Raw genomic sequence first — 14,619 nt, 5'->3', positions numbered from 1 at the left:
GCCGGCTCGCGGGCGCCGGCCCGGACGTCGGCGGTGCCGCCGTGGTGGAGGGCGGCGGCGGGCAGCAGGCGCAGCCGGGTCGTGGTGGGGGCGCCGCCGGCCAGGGCGGCGGCGCCGTGGTGGCGGGGGCCGCAGGGGATGTCCAGCAGGGTCCAGCCCTGCGGTCTGCGGCCGGGGTCGGGGCCCAGGTAGTCCACGGAGGGTCCGCGGCTCAGCCCGGTGCCCAGGCCCTTGAGGAACGCCTCCTTGCGGGTCCACAGCTGCCCGAAGGCGGCGGGGCGCTCCTCCTCGGGCAGGGCGTCGAGCTCGTCCTGCTCCCCGGGGTGGAGGGCCGGGGTGCAGACCCCGACGGTGCCGGCCCGGGGGTGGCGTTCGACGTCGACGCCCACGGGCCGGTCCGCGACGCCGACCAGGGCCATGCCGTGGCTGTGCGACAGGGAGAAGTGCAGGGGCGGGCCGGGCGCGGTGACGGCGGGGCGGCCGTGCGGCTTGCCGCAGCCCGGGCAGGGCTCGCGCAGGAACGCGACCTCCCGCGCGGGGATGCCGAGGTAGGCGCCCAGGAGGCGGCGCAGGGCGATGTGGGCGCTGGTGTACGTGATGCCGTCCGACGGGCGGATGAAGGACGCCGCCCGCTTGCGTTCGGCCTCGTCCAGGACCGTCAGGTCCAGCGGCCCGGCGTCGGCCGGAGCGGGGCTCCTGATCAGCCAGAGGTCGAGCGCTCCCGCCTCGGTGACGGCGGGTGCGGTCATGCGGCGGCCGCCGGAGTGCCGGTGCTGCGGCGGGCGGCGGACTTGTGCGGGCTGTCCTCCGGGCCGAGCTGCCCGGCGAGGCAGTCGATGAGTTCGGCGGCGGAGTTGGCGCGCAGCAGCCGCTGCAGGTCGACGTCGATGCCGAGGGCGGCTTCCATGCGGGCCTGGAGTTCGAGGCCGTTGATGGAGCCGACGCCGAGGCTGTTCATGGTGCGGCCGGCGACGTCGATGCTGCCGGGCGCGACGTGCAGGACGCGGCCGAGCTCGCCGCGGACGTACGCGTCGAGCAGGGCGGTGCGCTCGTCGAGGCCCACGGCGGCGAGACCGGCCGGGTCGGGTGCGACGACGTCCTGCTCGGGGGCTTCGGCTCCGGCGGGCGGGAGGTCGTCGTCGTAGTCGTGGGCGAGGTCGAGGTCCCAGCCGGCGGGGGCCGGGATCGCGAGGAGGGTCATGGCTTCCCCTTGGGGACGGTGGTCAGGTGGGGTGCCGCCGGCCCGGCGGTGCGGGGGCGCGGCCGGCCCAGGCCGGTGAGGGCGGTGAGCAGGCCCAGGGCGCCTGCCGCGGTGATGAGTTCCAGGGCCGGCCGGTAGCCGGCCAGGACCTGTTCCTCCGTGGCGCCCGGCTGCGGCTGATAGGCCGTCAGCAGGGCGGCGACGCCGGCGAGCATGACGGCGGCGCCGAGCTGCACGGCGGTCTGGTAGACGCCGCTGGCCTCGCCGCGCTCGGCGGCGGGGAGCCCGGAGACGGCCTGCATGTTCAGGGCGGCGAAGGACAGCACGAAGCCGGCGCCGACCAGCAGCATGGTGGGCAGGACGGCGGTGACGTGAACGAGGCTGCCGCCGCCCGCCGGCAGGCGCAGGTAGAGGACGTACCCGAGCAGGGGCGGCAGGGCGCCGAACGCGATCAGGCGCGGGGCGCCGCAGCGGGCGACCATGCGTCCGGACAGCAGCGCGGTGACGGCCAGGGGCGCGCTGGCGGGCACGATGGCCAGGGCGGTCTGCCAGGGGGACCAGCCCCACAGGGTCTGCGTCTGGTAGCTGACGAGGAACAGCAGGCCGAGGTAGGAGCCGTTGAGGGTGGCGGCGCCGACGGCGGAGCGCAGCATCGCGGGGTGGGCGAGCAGCTCGGTGCGCAGCAGCGGCCGGGGGGTGCGGCGCTCGTGGCGGGCGAACCAGGCCAGCAGCGCCGCGGCCAGGACGAGGGCGCCGAGCGTACGGGGGTCGCCGGCGCCGTGGCCGGGCAGGGCGGTGATGCCGTAGACGAGGGCCAGCAGTCCGCCGGCGAGGGTGACGGCGCCCGCGGTGTCGTAGTGGCGGTCTCCGTCCGCGGGGGCCTCGTCGGCGGGGATGAGCTTCAGGCACAGGGCGAACAGGAGCAGGACCGCGGGGGCGGGGAAGGCGAAGGTCCAGCGCCAGCTGAGGGGGGTCAGGGCGCCGGAGAGCAGGAGGCCGGCGGTGAAGCCGCCCGCCCCGAAGAGCGTGTAGACGGAGATGGCCCGGTCGCGTTCGGGCCCCGCCCGCATGGCGGTGCTGAGGATGGCCAGGCCCGTGGGGGCGGTCAGGGCGGCGCAGAAGCCCTTGACGAAACGGGTGGCGATCAGCACGGCGGGCTCGCCGGTGACGGCGCCCAGGAGGGAGGCGGCGGCGAAGCCGAGCAGGGCCAGGAGGTACATGCGGCGGCGGCCCGCCAGGGCGACGGCACGGGTGCCGAAGAGCATGAGGGCGCCGAAGCCGAGGGCGAAGCCGGTCATGACCCACTGGGCGCTGCTGCGGGCCAGCCCGAGGTCGTCGCCGATGGAGGGCACGGCGACGACGGCGACCGACACCTCCAGGGCGTCGATGAGCATGTTGCCTGCCAGGACGAGCAGCAGGCCCCACTGGCGCCGGCTCATCCGCCCGTCGGGGGCGGTGGCGGCGGTGGGTGGAGGGAGCGTCTTCATGGTCTGCGGGGTGCCTTTCCGGCGGGTTGCCTTCCGGCGGATCTTCTGGCGCGGCGGCTGCGGCGGGTCGGCATGCCGCCGGACCCTCGCCGTGAGGGTTGCTCGCCGTCGCGGCGGGATTTTCTCTTCGGCGGTGCCGTGCCACGGCCCTGCGGAGTTCCTGCGGTCGGGCTCTGAGCGCGGGTCCGGAGGGACGGCGCGGCCCGGCGGTGCCGGGCCGCGCCGTCACCCGGATCCGCCGGACGGGGCCGCGCGGCGTCAGCCCAGGAGGGTGCCGCCGGTGGCGTCGATGAAGGCGCCGGTGACCCAGCGGGCGTCGGGGCTCGCGAGGAAGGCGACGACGTCGGCGACGTCCTGGGGCTCGCCGACGCGGTTGAAGGCGGACAGGGCCGCCATCTGGTCGACGACCTCGGGGATGTCGAAGGCCGGGTTGCCGTTGCGGGTGATGCCCGGGGCGACGCTGTTGATGGTGATGTTGCGCGGGCCCAGGAGCTTGGCGAAGTGGCGGGCGAGCTGCTCGACGGCGCCCTTGGTCATCGCGTAGGCGATCTCCTCGGGGTTGGCCACGCGGGTGAGGCCGGAGGAGATGTTGACGATGCGGCCGCCGTCGGGGAGGTTCTTCAGGGCGCGCTGGATGATGAAGAACGGGGCCTTGGCGTTGACCGCGTAGAGCCGGTCGAACTGCTCGGGGGTGGTGTCCTCGGCGGACACGCCGCCCATGACGCCCGCGTTGTTGACGAGGATGTCGAGCGTGGTGGTGCCGGTGCGCTCCTTGAGGCCCTGCTCCAGGCCGAGGAAGAGCTCGTGGACGTCGCCGGGGACGCCGAGTTCGGCGCGGACGGCGAAGGCGCGCCCGCCGTCCTTCTCGATCGTGGCGACGACCTCGTCCGCGGCGTCCTTGTTGCTGGTGTAGTGGACGGCGACGAGGGCGCCCTCCTTGGCCAGGCGGATCGCGGTGGCGCGGCCCATGCCGCGGCTGGAGCCGGTGACCAGCGCTGTCTTGCCGCTGAGGCTGCCCATGTCTGTTCTCCCGTTCGTGGCTGGAGTGGCTGGAGCGGTTGTCTGGTGCGCCGGTTCGCCGAACCAGCGGGTGAGGGCGCGGGTGAGGCCCTCGGTGGGGGCGCCGCCGGCCGGGGCGGCCCACACCACGTGGCCGTCGGGGCGCACCAGCACGGTGGTGGCTCCGGCGGGGGTGGCGTCGGTGGGGCGGGCGGTGACGGTGCGGACCAGGTGGGACCACGGGGCCGCGGCGGAACGCAGCAGGTCGCCATGGTCGGTGGAGCCGGTGAGGTCCAGGAGGAGGCCGCCTCCGGAGCGCAGCAGCGCGGTGGTGGACTCCTCGCCGTCCTGCTGCGGGCCGCCGGTCCGCACCGGCCAGTGCGGCAGGCGCAGTCCGAGCAGGGGGTGGTCGCCGGCGCCGACGTCGTAGCGGACGTCGAGGCCGGAGATCATGCCGGCGAGGTGGGTGCGGACCTCGTCGTGCCCGTCGATGAGCTCGCCCATGACGTCGCGGGCGGCTTCGACCTCGGGGCCGCCCAGCAGGAGCAGGGCCTGGGCGCGGATGTTGCTCAGGGTGCGCTGCCCGACGGCGTGGCGCTCGCTGTGGTAGCTGTCCAGGAGGCCCTCGGGGCCGCGGCCCTGGACCTGGGCGGCGAGCTTCCAGCCGAGGTTGAAGGCGTCCTGCAGGCCGAGGTTGAGGGCCTGGCCGCCGATGGGCATCTGCTGGTGGGCGGCGTCGCCGGCGAGGAAGAGGCGGTAGTCGCGGTACTGCTCCGCCTGGCGGGAGGCGTCGGTGAAGGCGTTGACCCACAGCGGCGTGCCGCCGGAGATGTCCTCGCCGGTGACGCGCTTCCAGGCGTCGGCGATCTCGTGGAACTCCACGTTCTCGCTGCGCGGGGCGGCGGTGCGGCCGAAGTCGCAGACCATGACGCGGGTGACGCCGTCGGGGCGCCGCGCCGCGATGGCCAGTCCCCCGGGCAGGCGCTCGAAGCGCCGGTTGGGGACGTCGATGCCGTCGACGTCGGCGCGCAGCAGCTCCCGGCCGGCGTCGGCGCCGGGGAAGGCGAACCCGCCCAGGCGCCGCACGGCGCTGTTCTCGCCGTCGCAGCCGACGACGCACTTGGCCCGCAGGTGTACGACCTCGCCGCCGGCCGCCACCTCGGCCTCGGCGTGGTCCCCGGTGACGGTCAGCCCGCGCAGCTCGTGGCCGCGCAGGATGACCGCTCCCAGGCCGGTCGCCCATTCCGCGAGCAGTTCCTCGGTACGGATCTGCGGGACTTTCCACTGGCCCGGGTAGGGGGTGGGAAGGGTGAGGTCGAGCGGGAGTCCGCCGAAGTGGCCCCGGGTCTCCTGCGGCACGGCGCCGAGGCCGTCGAGCAGGCCGCGGCTGTCGAGGATCTCCATGGTGCGGGCGTGCAGGGTCGACGCCCGGGACTCGGTGGTGGGCTCGGTGAGCCGCTCGATGACGACGACGTCCGCGCCGGCCAGTCGCAGCTCGCCGGCGAGCAGCAGCCCGACCGGTCCCGCTCCGACCACGATCACCTGGGTTTCCGTGTACGTGCGGGCCATGGGTCAGGCCCGCTGCTCGGCGTAGGCCTTGGCGTGGCCGAGCGTCGCGCGGCTGTTGGTGCTCAGGGCGGTGTGGACGTACTCGCGGGCCTCCGCGACGCCGGCGTCCGGACCGAGGATCTTGGTGATGTTCTCGGTGTTGAGGACGACGGTGTGCTGCGAGGAGGCGGCGACGCCGTCCTCGTTCTCGGCGAAGGTCCAGTAGCCCGTGTGCAGCGTCATCAGCGCCGGCAGGGTGACCTGCTTGTACGCGATCTTGTGCGAGGGGAAGGTGACGCGGAAGGACTTGGTGGTGTGGGTGGAGCCGTCCTTGGCGCGGGTGTCCATCTCCAGCGTCTGCAGGCCCGGGGTGTCCTCCTCCAGGCGGACCGTCGCCACGTGCGGGAGGCGCTCGGACCACAGGTGCGCCTCGTTGATGAAGTCGTAGACGTCCTTGGCGGAGCCGTTGATCTGGACGGTGTCCTCGAAGGAGAAGGTCACCTCCTCGGCGGCGTGGGCGAGTTCGACGTTGGTCTTGAGGGCGGCGAGCTCGGACCGGGAGTTGCGGTCGACCGCCTCGTCGATCCAGGCGAGGCCCTCGGGGTCGTCGTCGATGGCGCGGTAGTAGTGCAGGAGGCGGACGCGGGAGGTGGCCTCGTCCAGCGGCTCGATGATCCAGGTGCCGCCCATGGAGGCGACCGGCGGGGTGGAGACCTCCTGGCGGAAGGTGATCGTGAGGGCCTTCTCGTCCAGGGTGCGGCGCGACGTCCAGTTCTTGGCCTCGCCGTTGGCGGTGGCCCAGATGCGGATGCGCTCGGTGGTCGCGCCCTTCTCCACGTGGTCGACGTAGATGGTCGGCGGGAAGATCCGCGGCCAGTTGGCGACGTCGGCGATCAGGCGGTAGACGGCGGCGGCCGGGGCCGAGATCGTGATCTCGTGCTCCACCTCGCGCAGACCGGTCTGCGACATGCTGGTTGCTCCTCGGGTGACGGTGTGGGTGCGGTGGGGGCGCGGGGCTTGCGGCGGGCGGGGCCTAGAAGTTGCCCAGGCCGCCGCAGACGTTGAGGGCCTGCGCGGTGATGGAGGCCGCCGTGTCGGAGGCCAGGTAGCCGACCAGGCCGGCGACCTCCTCGGGGGTGGAGTAGCGGCCGAGGGGGATCTTGGACTGGAACTTGTCGAGGATGACGTCCTCGGAGGTGTCGTAGGCGGCGGCGTAACCGGCGCGCACGCGCTGGGCCATCGGCGTCTCGACGTAGCCGGGGCAGACGGCGTTGACGGTGATGCCGGTGGGGGCGAGCTCGTTGCCGAGGGCCTTGGTGAAGCCGACGACGCCGTGCTTGGACGCGGAGTACGGGGCGCCCAGGACGACGCCCTGCTTGCCGGCGGTGGAGGCGATGTTGATGATGCGGCCGCGGCTCTTCTCCCGCAGGCCACCGGTGGTGAGGACCTCGCGGGTGAGGCGGAAGACGCTGTTGAGGTTGGTGTCGATGACGTCGTTCCACAGCTCGTCGTCGATGTCGGCGGTCACGCCGCCGCCGCTGCGGCCGGCGTTGTTGACCAGGACGTCGACGGTGCCGAAGCGGTCGACGGCCGCGGCGACGAAGGCGTGGACGGACTCGCCGGAGCGGACGTCGAGGGTGGTGCCGTCGACGTCCAGGCCCTCGTCCTGGAGCTGCTTGACGGTGGCGGCGACGTTGTCGGCGCTGCGGGCGCCGATGAAGACCTTGTGGTTCTGGGAGGCCAGCAGGCGGGCGACGGCGAGGCCGATTCCGCTGGTGGCACCGGAGACGAGGGCGACGCGCTGCTCGGGCTGCGACATGGTGGGTGGCTCCAATGGTGAGGACGCGGCGAAAGGCGTCCGGAAACGTGAAGGGGGGCGCGGGGTGTCCGTGGAGGGGCGTCACGGACGGGCGCGAAGGGTGCGCGGGCGCCGGGCCGGCCGCCGGCCGCCGGAAGGGGGCGGCCGGCCCGGGGTGCCGCGCGCGGTGCTGCGGGGTGCGTCAGGCGGACTGCAGCAGGCCGTTGACGTGCGCGACCAGGGCGCGCGGGGTGCGGTTCTCGGCGAAGGCGTCGTCGTCGAACTCGATGCCGTACTCGCGCTCGATGCGGCCGCCGGTCTCCAGCAGGGCCAGGGACTCGTAGCCGAGCTCCTCGAAGTCGGTGTCGAGGATGTCGCTGTCGAGGTCGACGCCCTCTTCGGCGCCTGCGCCTTCGAGGAGGATGCGCTTGAGGTCCTCGAGGGCGAACTCCTGGTGGGACATGCCGGTCCTTTCCTGGAACACGTAAGAGGTGGGTGGCGGCGGGCGACGCTGGCCGCCGCGGAAAGCGAAGGGGGCCGGAAGGGCCCGGAGGGGGCCTAGTCGACGGCGCGGACGACGACGGCGGAGTTGAAGCCGCCCTGTCCGCGGGCGATGACCAGCGCGGCGCGCACGGACGCGGTGCGGGCCTGGCCGGTGACCAGGTCGATGTCGTACTCGGGGGCGAGCGTGACGTTGGTGGTGGGCGGGATCAGGCCCTCGCGCATGGCCAGGACGGCGGAGACCACGTCCACCGGTGCGGCACCGGAGTACAGGCGGCCGGTCATGGTCTTCGGCGCGGTGACCGGGACGCCGGCGGGGCCGAAGACGGCGGTCAGGGCGTCGGCCTCGATGCGGTCGAGGTCGGGGCTGCCGGCGGCGTCCGCGAAGACGACGTCGATCTGCCCGGGCGCGAGCTCCGCGTCGGCCAGGGCCGTCTCGATGGCGCGGCGCAGTCCGCTCTCGCGGCCGCTGCCGGGCTTGGGGTCGATGGTGGCCCCGTAGCCGGCGATCTCGCCGTAGACGTTGGCGGCGCCGCGGGCGCGGGCGGCCTCGGCGTCCTCCAGGATCATCAGGGCGCCGCCCTCGCCGGGCACGTAGCCGCTGGCGTCGGCGTCGAAGGGCAGGTAGGCGCGCTCGGGCTGGTCGCTGGTGGTCATGCGGCCGCCGGCGACCTGCGCGACCCAGCCCCAGGGGCAGATCGAGGCGTCGAAGCCGCCCGAGAAGATGAGCTTGCTGCCCTTGCGGATCTGGCGGCGGGCCTGGGCGATGGCGTCGAGGCCGCCGGCCTGGTCGCTGACGACGACGCCGGAGGGGCCGCGCATGCCGTTGCGGATGGAGATCTGGCCGCTGTTGACGGCGTAGAACCAGGCGAAGGACTGGTACGCGCTGACGTACTGGCTGCCCTGGCTCCACAGCTTCTTGAGCTCGTTCTGGCCGAACTCGAAGCCGCCGGAGGTCGAGGCGGTCACGACGCCCATGTCGAACTCGGGGATGTCGCCGGGCTTGACGCCGGCGTCCTCGAAGGCGCAGTCCGCGGCGACCAGGGCCAGGCGCGTCATCCGGTCGGTCTGCGGGATGAGGCGGCTGGGCAGGTGGTCCTCGGCCGTGAAGGAGTGGATCTCGCCGGCGAGGCGGGAGGGGTACTGCGCGGCGTCGAACCGGGTGACGGGCCCGATGGCGTTCTTGCCGATCCGGGTCGCGGCCCAGAAGTCGTCGACGCCGAGCCCGTTGGGGGTGGCGACGCCGATGCCGGTGATGACTACCTTGGCGGTCACGCCATGCTCCTCTCGGGACGGGCCAGCACCATCGCGCTCTGGAACCCGCCGAAGCCGCTGCCGACGGTCAGGACGGCGTCCGTGCGGTGGTCCCGGGCGGTGAGCGGGACGTAGTCCAGGTCGCACTCGGGGTCGGGGGTGTGCAGGTTGGCGGTGGGCGGCACCACGTTGTTCTCCATGGCCAGCACCGACGCCGCGATCTCGATCGAGCCGATCGCGCCGAGCGAGTGGCCGACCATCGACTTGATGGAGCTCACCGGGGTGCGGTAGGCGTGGTCGCCGAGGCTGAGCTTGAAGGCGGCCGTCTCGTGGCGGTCGTTCTGCTTGGTGCCCGAGCCGTGCGCGTTGATGTAGTCGATGGACTCGGGGTTCATCCGGGCCTCGGCGAGCGCGACGGTGATGGCCTCGGCCATCTCGCGGCCGTCGGGGCGCAGGCCCGTCATGTGGAAGGCGTTGCAGCGCGAGGCGTAGCCGGCGATCTCCGCGTAGATGCGGGCGCCGCGCTTCTTCGCGCTCTCCAGCTCCTCCAGGATGAAGCAGGCCGAGCCCTCGCCGAGGACGAAGCCGTTGCGGGTGCCGTCGAAGGGCCGCGAGGCGTGCTCGGGGTCGTCGTTGCGCGGCGTGGTGGCCTTGATGGCGTCGAAGCAGGCCATCGTGATCGGCGAGATCGGGGCGTCGGTGGCGCCCGTGATCATGATGTCGGCGGTGCCCTCGCGGATCAGCTCGACGGCGTGGCCGACGGAGTCGATGCCGGAGGTGCAGCCGGTGGAGACCACGGTGGCCGGGCCCTCGGCGCCGGTCGCCCAGGCGACCTCGGCGGCGAAGGAGCTGGGCACGAAGTGGTTGTAGAGGTGCGAGGGCGCGTAGGTGTGGTCGACGAGGTCGAGGCGGCCGTCGTTGCTGACGACGCGGTACTCGTTGTCGAGACCGGTGGTGGCGCCGACGGCGCTGCCGATGGTCACACCCGTGCGGTGCGGGTCGAAGCCGGCCAGGTCCAGGCCGCTGTCGGCCAGGGCCTCGCGGGCCGTGACGACACCGAACTGGGCGGCGCGGTCCATGCGCCGGATCTCCTGCGGGGTGAGCCCGTGGAGCTCGGGGTCGAAGTCGGCCTCGGCCGCGACCTTGGAGCGGAACGGCGAGGGATCGAAGAAGGTGATCCCGCGGGTCGCGGTGCGGCCCTCGCTCAGCAGGCTCCAGAAGTTCTTGGTGCCGATACCTCCCGGTGCCAGCACTCCGATTCCAGTGATTACTACCCGGCGCCCCACTAGTGGTCGCCTCCCATCGTGTCGGCGGACGGCTTCACTTGGCGGCCGTCCAGGAGTAGAAGCGGGTGGCCATCGCGTCGGCCGGCGAACGCCAGGTCGCCGGGTCGTAGGCCTCGATGAACGGCTTGAGGTCCTCGCTGATGCCGACGAAGCGGGGGTCGCTCTTGGCCTCCTCGATGAGCTGACCGCCGTTGTCGGTGTCGAAGTCCTGCAGGTGGAAGTACAGGCCGCGGTACGAGAAGAGCTGCCGGCGGCGCGTGCCCATGCGGTGGGGCATCTCGGTGGCGTCGAACTCGCCGAAGAGGCGGGCGACGTCGGCGCTGGAACCCGGCTCCATCCGGGCCACGATCAGGGTGCTGTGCATGAGGGTGCGATCTCCTTGGGCGTGGGGCAGTTGGGGTGACGTGCGGTGACGACGGCCGGGCGTCAGGCGCCGAGCGGGCTGCCGAACCAGCGCTCCAGGGCCATGGTCAGGTCGTGGTGGCTGCCGGGCGCGGCCCAGGCGACGTAGCCGTCGGGGCGGACGAGCACGGCGGAGGTGCCGGTCAGGCCGCTCGCGGCGGTGACGTCCCGGGGGGTGGCCGTGACGATGTCGACGCGGTCGGCCCAGCCGGCGGCGCGGGCGCGCAGGGTGGCGTTGTCCTCCAGGTCGAGCAGGACGGGCCGGGCGGCGCGCAGCAGTTCGGTGCTGCTGGTCTCGCGGCCGGCGGCGGTGCGCAGGGCCAGGCGGGGCATGCGCTTGCCGAGCAGCGGGTGGGTGCCGGTGCCGACGTCGTACGTGATCTCCAGGCCGGAGACCATGCCCGCGAGGTGGCGGCTGACCTCCTCGTAGCCGATGAGCTCGGTGAGGACGTCGCGCAGCGGCTGGACCTCGGGGCCGGAGAGGAAGAGCAGGCCCTGGGCGCGGGTGTTCATCAGCAGGCGCTGACCGACCGGGTGGCGCTCGCCGTGGTACGTGTCGAGGAGGCCCGCCGGGGCCTTGCCCTTGACGACGGCCGCGAGCTTCCAGCCGAGGTTGACCGCGTCCTGGATGCTGGTGTTCATGCCCTGGCCGCCGGCCGGCAGGTGGATGTGGGCGGCGTCGCCGGCCAGGATGATGTTGCCGCGGCGGTACTCGGTGACCTGGCGGGTGGCGTCGCCGAACGAGGACACCCACTCGGGCTCGCCGTGCGAGATGTCCGTGCCGGTCAGGCGCTTCCAGGCGGCCGCGACCTCCTCGTACGAGGGCGGCGTCGTGCGGCGCTGGGGCGGGGTGCCGCGCTCACAGACGATGATGCGGGTGACGCCGCCGGGCAGCGGGCCCACCATCACCATGCCGCCGGGGAGCGTCTCCCCGATCATGCGCGGTTCGAGGTCGAGGCCGCGGACGTCGGCGAGGAACATCTCCATCGTGGCGGCGGTGCCGGGGAAGTCGAAGCCGGCCGCCTTGCGGATCAGGCTCCGGCCGCCGTCGCAGCCGACCAGGTAGCGGGCGGTGAGGGTGTGCTCGCCCTCGGGGCCGCGCACCGTGACCTCGACGCCCTCCCCGGTGTCCTTGACCGCGAGCAGCTCGTGGCTGCGGCGCAGGTCGGTGCCGAGGCTCGTGACCCAGTCCTCCAGCACGGTCTCGGTGTGGGACTGGGGAACGGACTTGGCGGCCTGGTGGGCACCCTCCAGGACGCCGAAGTCGACGGGCAGGCCGCCGAAGTGGCCGACGTTGCTGGTCTCGACCTCGCCGAAGCGGGAGAGCAGACCGCGCTGGTCGAAGATCTCCATGGTGCGGGCGGTGAAGCCCAGCCCGCGGGATTCCCCGGTGCGCTTCGGAAGCCGCTCCAGGACGATGACCTCCACCCCTGCGAGCCGCAGTTCGCCGGCGAGCATGAGCCCGGCCGGACCGGCGCCTGCGACAATCACCGCAGCGTCCATGGACCTCTCCTTGCAGTTGGGTTTTTCCTTGGCGGAACCGCATCGGCGGCCGGATATCGACGGCAACAGTCCGGCGACTCTGACGAACAGCTTCTTCAGCTTTCGCGTCATGGGTCAAGATGCGGTTTCTCAAAGCTCTGATGAGAAACTGTCAGGGAATTGCAAGATCCGCTCGCGGGACCAGTTTTCCCTCGCCGCGGCCCTTACCGGTGCCACGCGCTCCGGGATTTTCCGACAGCTCTGCGGACGTTACGAAAACTATTCTTCACCCGGCCCCTGCCGGTCAAGTGGCCCTTGTTCAGGTCCCGGTGAAGTCGTGTCAGCGAATGGCAAGATCCGCTGCGGTCGCGTAAAAGAACACCGATTTCCGCCCCTTCTCCGGCAGACTCGCGGCCATGGCCGTATCGGCCGCCGTCCCCGTGCCCTTCCGGTGGCACGGACGACTCCCGCCCTGAATTCCCGGGCGGCCCGGGACGGCCGGAACGTGATGGGGGAAAAGAGATGCAGGAAGCGAACGCGAGCGCGGCCGGGCCCGTGGTGCCCTGCCGGGGCACGGGCTGCCGGGCGCGGGAGGCCGCCGGGCGCGGGAAGCAGCACCGGCGCCCCGCGCAGGCGCCCGCGCTGCTGTGCACGGCGTGCCGGGCCCGGCTCGGGCTGGAGCTGATGCGGCTGCCCGACCTGTACGAGGAGTGCGCCCTGGCCCTGGGGGCCTCCGGGCCGCGGCGGGAGAAGGTCTCGGGCGGCCCGCTGCCGGGCATGCCCTTCAACGCCACGGCGGCCGACGTACGGGCCGCCGTCATGGGCGTGCTGGGCGCGTGGTCGGCGCTGGTGGTCCAGGAGCGCGGCGCGGCCGCCCCCCGCCGGGACGCGGCGGCCCTCGCGCGCTTCCTGCTGCAGCACGTGGGGTGGCTGGCCGCGCACCCGGCGGCCGGCGAGCTCTCCGAGGAGATCGCGCGCGTGGTGCGCAGGGCCCGGCGGGTCATCGACCCGGACGCCGCCCGGCAGGTGGCGGTGGGCGCGTGCGTGGAGCCCGGCTGCACGGGCTCGCTGACCGCGACGGTACGGGCGCGGACCCCGCACGAGCCCGCCGAGATCACCTGCGACGCCGACCCCGCGCACCACTGGCTGGGCCACCAGTGGCTGCAGCTGAGCCGGCGCGTGCGGCCGGGGACGGCCGCGCGGGCGGCGGGGGCGGCGACGGGGGCTGCTGCGGGTACGCGATGGATCGGCGCCGCGGACATCGCACGCCTGTGGGGCATCGCGCCCGGCAGCGTCTACCGCCACGCCAGCCGGGCCCGGTGGCGCCGGCAGACCCGCTCGGGCCGCACGTACTACCACGAGGCGGACGTCCAGGGGACGTTGGCGGGCCGGCAGGGGGCGGCGGCAGCGGGCTGAGCCTGGGTTCGGCGGTCTCCGGGCGCGGGTGCGCCGGGAGACCGCCGACCAGGCGCTCGCCACGCACCTGAAAGGGGCCGGTACGGAATCCGTACCGGCCCCTTTCAGGTGCGGGTGGCGTCAGAGACGCGCCGTCTCGATCACGTGCGTCGCGGGCAGGAGGCCGGCGACGCGGGCGGCCTCGTCCGGCGGAAGGGCGTCGCCCGCCACCACCAGGCAGCGCAGCCCCCGCAGCCCCGGCAGGACGCCCGCCTCGGTCAGCTCCGACAGGTGCCGGGACGTCACGCGCAGGATGCCGGCGCGCTCCTCGCGGGCGAGGGCGGCCAGTTCGTACGGGGTGAGCTCGCCGGGCGGGGGCAGGACCAGCCTCGCCCCGGCCATGAGGGGTGCCCACAGCGCCAGGGCGGTGCCGTCGGCGACCGCGGGCGCGTACTGCAGGACCACGTCGCCGGCGGTGACCGGCAGGAAGCGGCCGTCGGCGGCCAGCCGGTCGACGACGGTGTGCGGCACGCTCACGCCCCGGTCGCCCCGTACGGGCAGGACGTAGGCGGTGTCGGCGTGCGTGACGTCCGAGGCCGGCGGGAGGACGGCGGTGGAGGACGCGGAGGCGGGGGTGACGTCGGGGAGCACGGTCAGCCGGCCGCCGCCGAGCACCCCCGCGAAGAGTTCCTGCGTCACGACCACCCTCGCCCCGCTGCCGTACAGGAACGGCAGGGCGCTGCCGTCGCGCACGCGGGCCGGGTCCAGCAGGACGTAGCCCGCGCCGGCCTTGAGGACGCCGAGCAGGGCCACGAGCAGCCGGGCGGAGGATTCGAGGCAGACGGCGACGGTGTCGCGGTCCCGTACGCCGTGCGCCCGCAGCCGGTGCGCGAGGTGGTTGGCCCGCTGGTCGAGGCCGCCGTAGGTCAGGACGCCGTCGTGGGCGCGGACGGCCGTGCGCGAGGGGTGAACCGCCGCCTGCCGCGCGACGGTGCGGTGCACCGGGGCGGGGGCGGGGAGCGACGCGGGTACCCGCGGGCCCCCCTCCCCGGCGGAGACGGGGGCCAGGGTGAGGGTGCTCATGCCGACAAGTCCTTACGTTCTTCGGTCGTCGGAGCTCCGCGGGTGCCCGCGGCAGCTCAGTCCTTGATTTCGCAGATGACGGCGCCGGAGGAGACGGAGGCGCCGACTTCGGCGGTGATGCCCTTGACGGTGCCCGCGCGGTGGGCGTTGAGGGGCTGTTCCATCTTCATCGCCTCAAGGACC

At 73.7% G+C, this 14,619-nt stretch carries 14 protein-coding genes; 1 reads left to right on the top strand and 13 read right to left on the bottom strand.

Going from position 1 to position 14,619, the window contains the following annotated elements:
* The 11 genes from B7P34_RS31610 to B7P34_RS31560 form a co-directional block, all read right to left on the bottom strand.
* On the bottom strand, positions 1 to 749 hold a 749-nt coding region (locus B7P34_RS31610), incomplete at its 3' end, for a 4'-phosphopantetheinyl transferase family protein (RefSeq protein WP_106681623.1).
* Positions 746 to 1,201: an acyl carrier protein gene (locus B7P34_RS31605; protein WP_106681622.1), complete on the bottom strand. Its 456-nt coding sequence runs from the start codon at positions 1,199 to 1,201 to the stop codon at positions 746 to 748. The genes B7P34_RS31610 and B7P34_RS31605, both read right to left, overlap by 4 nt.
* A complete protein-coding gene (locus tag B7P34_RS31600) occupies positions 1,198 to 2,688 on the bottom strand; it encodes an MFS transporter (RefSeq protein WP_106681621.1) in 1,491 nt (496 codons plus the stop codon). Before B7P34_RS31600 ends, B7P34_RS31605 begins: the two co-directional genes overlap by 4 nt.
* Before the next feature lie 258 nt (positions 2,689 to 2,946).
* Positions 2,947 to 5,256, bottom strand: a complete 2,310-nt coding sequence (locus B7P34_RS31595) for an SDR family oxidoreductase (RefSeq protein ID WP_106681620.1) — start codon at positions 5,254 to 5,256, stop codon at positions 2,947 to 2,949.
* A 3-nt stretch (positions 5,257 to 5,259) separates the two neighbouring features.
* Complete coding sequence (locus B7P34_RS31590) at positions 5,260 to 6,204, bottom strand: aromatase/cyclase (RefSeq protein ID WP_106681619.1); 945 nt, start codon at positions 6,202 to 6,204, stop codon at positions 5,260 to 5,262.
* Positions 6,205 to 6,268: 64 nt separating this feature from the next.
* The gene (gene fabG / locus B7P34_RS31585) at positions 6,269 to 7,054 is read right to left on the bottom strand and encodes a 3-oxoacyl-ACP reductase FabG (RefSeq protein WP_106681618.1); all 786 of its coding nucleotides are present in this window, start codon (positions 7,052 to 7,054) and stop codon (positions 6,269 to 6,271) included.
* Positions 7,055 to 7,235: 181 nt separating this feature from the next.
* Complete coding sequence (locus tag B7P34_RS31580; protein WP_106681617.1) at positions 7,236 to 7,496, bottom strand: acyl carrier protein; 261 nt, start codon at positions 7,494 to 7,496, stop codon at positions 7,236 to 7,238.
* Positions 7,497 to 7,591: 95 nt separating this feature from the next.
* A complete protein-coding gene (locus tag B7P34_RS31575) occupies positions 7,592 to 8,809 on the bottom strand; it encodes a ketosynthase chain-length factor (RefSeq protein WP_106681616.1) in 1,218 nt (405 codons plus the stop codon).
* Positions 8,806 to 10,074: a beta-ketoacyl-[acyl-carrier-protein] synthase family protein gene (locus B7P34_RS31570; RefSeq protein WP_106681615.1), complete on the bottom strand. Its 1,269-nt coding sequence runs from the start codon at positions 10,072 to 10,074 to the stop codon at positions 8,806 to 8,808. The genes B7P34_RS31575 and B7P34_RS31570 overlap by 4 nt, the downstream gene beginning before the upstream one ends.
* 34 nt (positions 10,075 to 10,108) lie before the next feature.
* Positions 10,109 to 10,438, bottom strand: a complete 330-nt coding sequence (locus B7P34_RS31565; RefSeq protein ID WP_106681614.1) for a TcmI family type II polyketide cyclase — start codon at positions 10,436 to 10,438, stop codon at positions 10,109 to 10,111.
* Positions 10,439 to 10,500: 62 nt separating this feature from the next.
* The gene (locus tag B7P34_RS31560; RefSeq protein ID WP_106681613.1) at positions 10,501 to 11,979 is read right to left on the bottom strand and encodes an FAD-dependent monooxygenase; all 1,479 of its coding nucleotides are present in this window, start codon (positions 11,977 to 11,979) and stop codon (positions 10,501 to 10,503) included.
* Positions 11,980 to 12,480: 501 nt separating this feature from the next.
* Between B7P34_RS31560 and B7P34_RS31555 the strand changes: the two genes are divergently transcribed.
* Positions 12,481 to 13,374: a hypothetical protein gene (locus tag B7P34_RS31555; protein ID WP_106681612.1), complete on the top strand. Its 894-nt coding sequence runs from the start codon at positions 12,481 to 12,483 to the stop codon at positions 13,372 to 13,374.
* Between the two features lie 120 nt (positions 13,375 to 13,494).
* On the opposite strand, the gene B7P34_RS31550 is transcribed toward B7P34_RS31555, so the two are convergent.
* Both B7P34_RS31550 and B7P34_RS31545 read right to left on the bottom strand, forming a co-directional pair.
* The gene (locus tag B7P34_RS31550; RefSeq protein ID WP_106681611.1) at positions 13,495 to 14,436 is read right to left on the bottom strand and encodes an AMP-binding protein; all 942 of its coding nucleotides are present in this window, start codon (positions 14,434 to 14,436) and stop codon (positions 13,495 to 13,497) included.
* Positions 14,437 to 14,492: 56 nt separating this feature from the next.
* Positions 14,493 to 14,619: biotin/lipoyl-containing protein (locus B7P34_RS31545; protein ID WP_146166984.1), on the bottom strand; the 127-nt coding region annotated here is incomplete at its 5' end.

This window comes from Streptosporangium nondiastaticum, from assembly GCF_003011965.1.
Classification (GTDB): domain Bacteria; phylum Actinomycetota; class Actinomycetes; order Streptomycetales; family Streptomycetaceae; genus Streptomyces; species Streptomyces nondiastaticus.
This window is presented reverse-complemented; position numbering and strand designations above follow the sequence as displayed.

Excerpts from the sequence above, each read along its gene's own strand:
- B7P34_RS31605 (WP_106681622.1), bottom strand. The coding sequence starts at position 1,201 with ATGACCCTCCTCGCGATCCCGGCCCCCGCCGGCTGGGACCTCGACCTC.
- B7P34_RS31600 (WP_106681621.1), bottom strand. The coding sequence starts at position 2,688 with ATGAAGACGCTCCCTCCACCCACCGCCGCCACCGCCCCCGACGGGCGG.
- B7P34_RS31595 (WP_106681620.1), bottom strand. The coding sequence starts at position 5,256 with ATGGCCCGCACGTACACGGAAACCCAGGTGATCGTGGTCGGAGCGGGA.
- B7P34_RS31590 (WP_106681619.1), bottom strand. The coding sequence starts at position 6,204 with ATGTCGCAGACCGGTCTGCGCGAGGTGGAGCACGAGATCACGATCTCG.
- fabG (WP_106681618.1), bottom strand. The coding sequence starts at position 7,054 with ATGTCGCAGCCCGAGCAGCGCGTCGCCCTCGTCTCCGGTGCCACCAGC.
- B7P34_RS31580 (WP_106681617.1), bottom strand. The coding sequence starts at position 7,496 with ATGTCCCACCAGGAGTTCGCCCTCGAGGACCTCAAGCGCATCCTCCTC.
- B7P34_RS31565 (WP_106681614.1), bottom strand. The coding sequence starts at position 10,438 with ATGCACAGCACCCTGATCGTGGCCCGGATGGAGCCGGGTTCCAGCGCC.
- B7P34_RS31560 (WP_106681613.1), bottom strand. The coding sequence starts at position 11,979 with ATGGACGCTGCGGTGATTGTCGCAGGCGCCGGTCCGGCCGGGCTCATG.
- B7P34_RS31555 (WP_106681612.1), top strand. The coding sequence starts at position 12,481 with ATGCAGGAAGCGAACGCGAGCGCGGCCGGGCCCGTGGTGCCCTGCCGG.
- B7P34_RS31550 (WP_106681611.1), bottom strand. The coding sequence starts at position 14,436 with ATGAGCACCCTCACCCTGGCCCCCGTCTCCGCCGGGGAGGGGGGCCCG.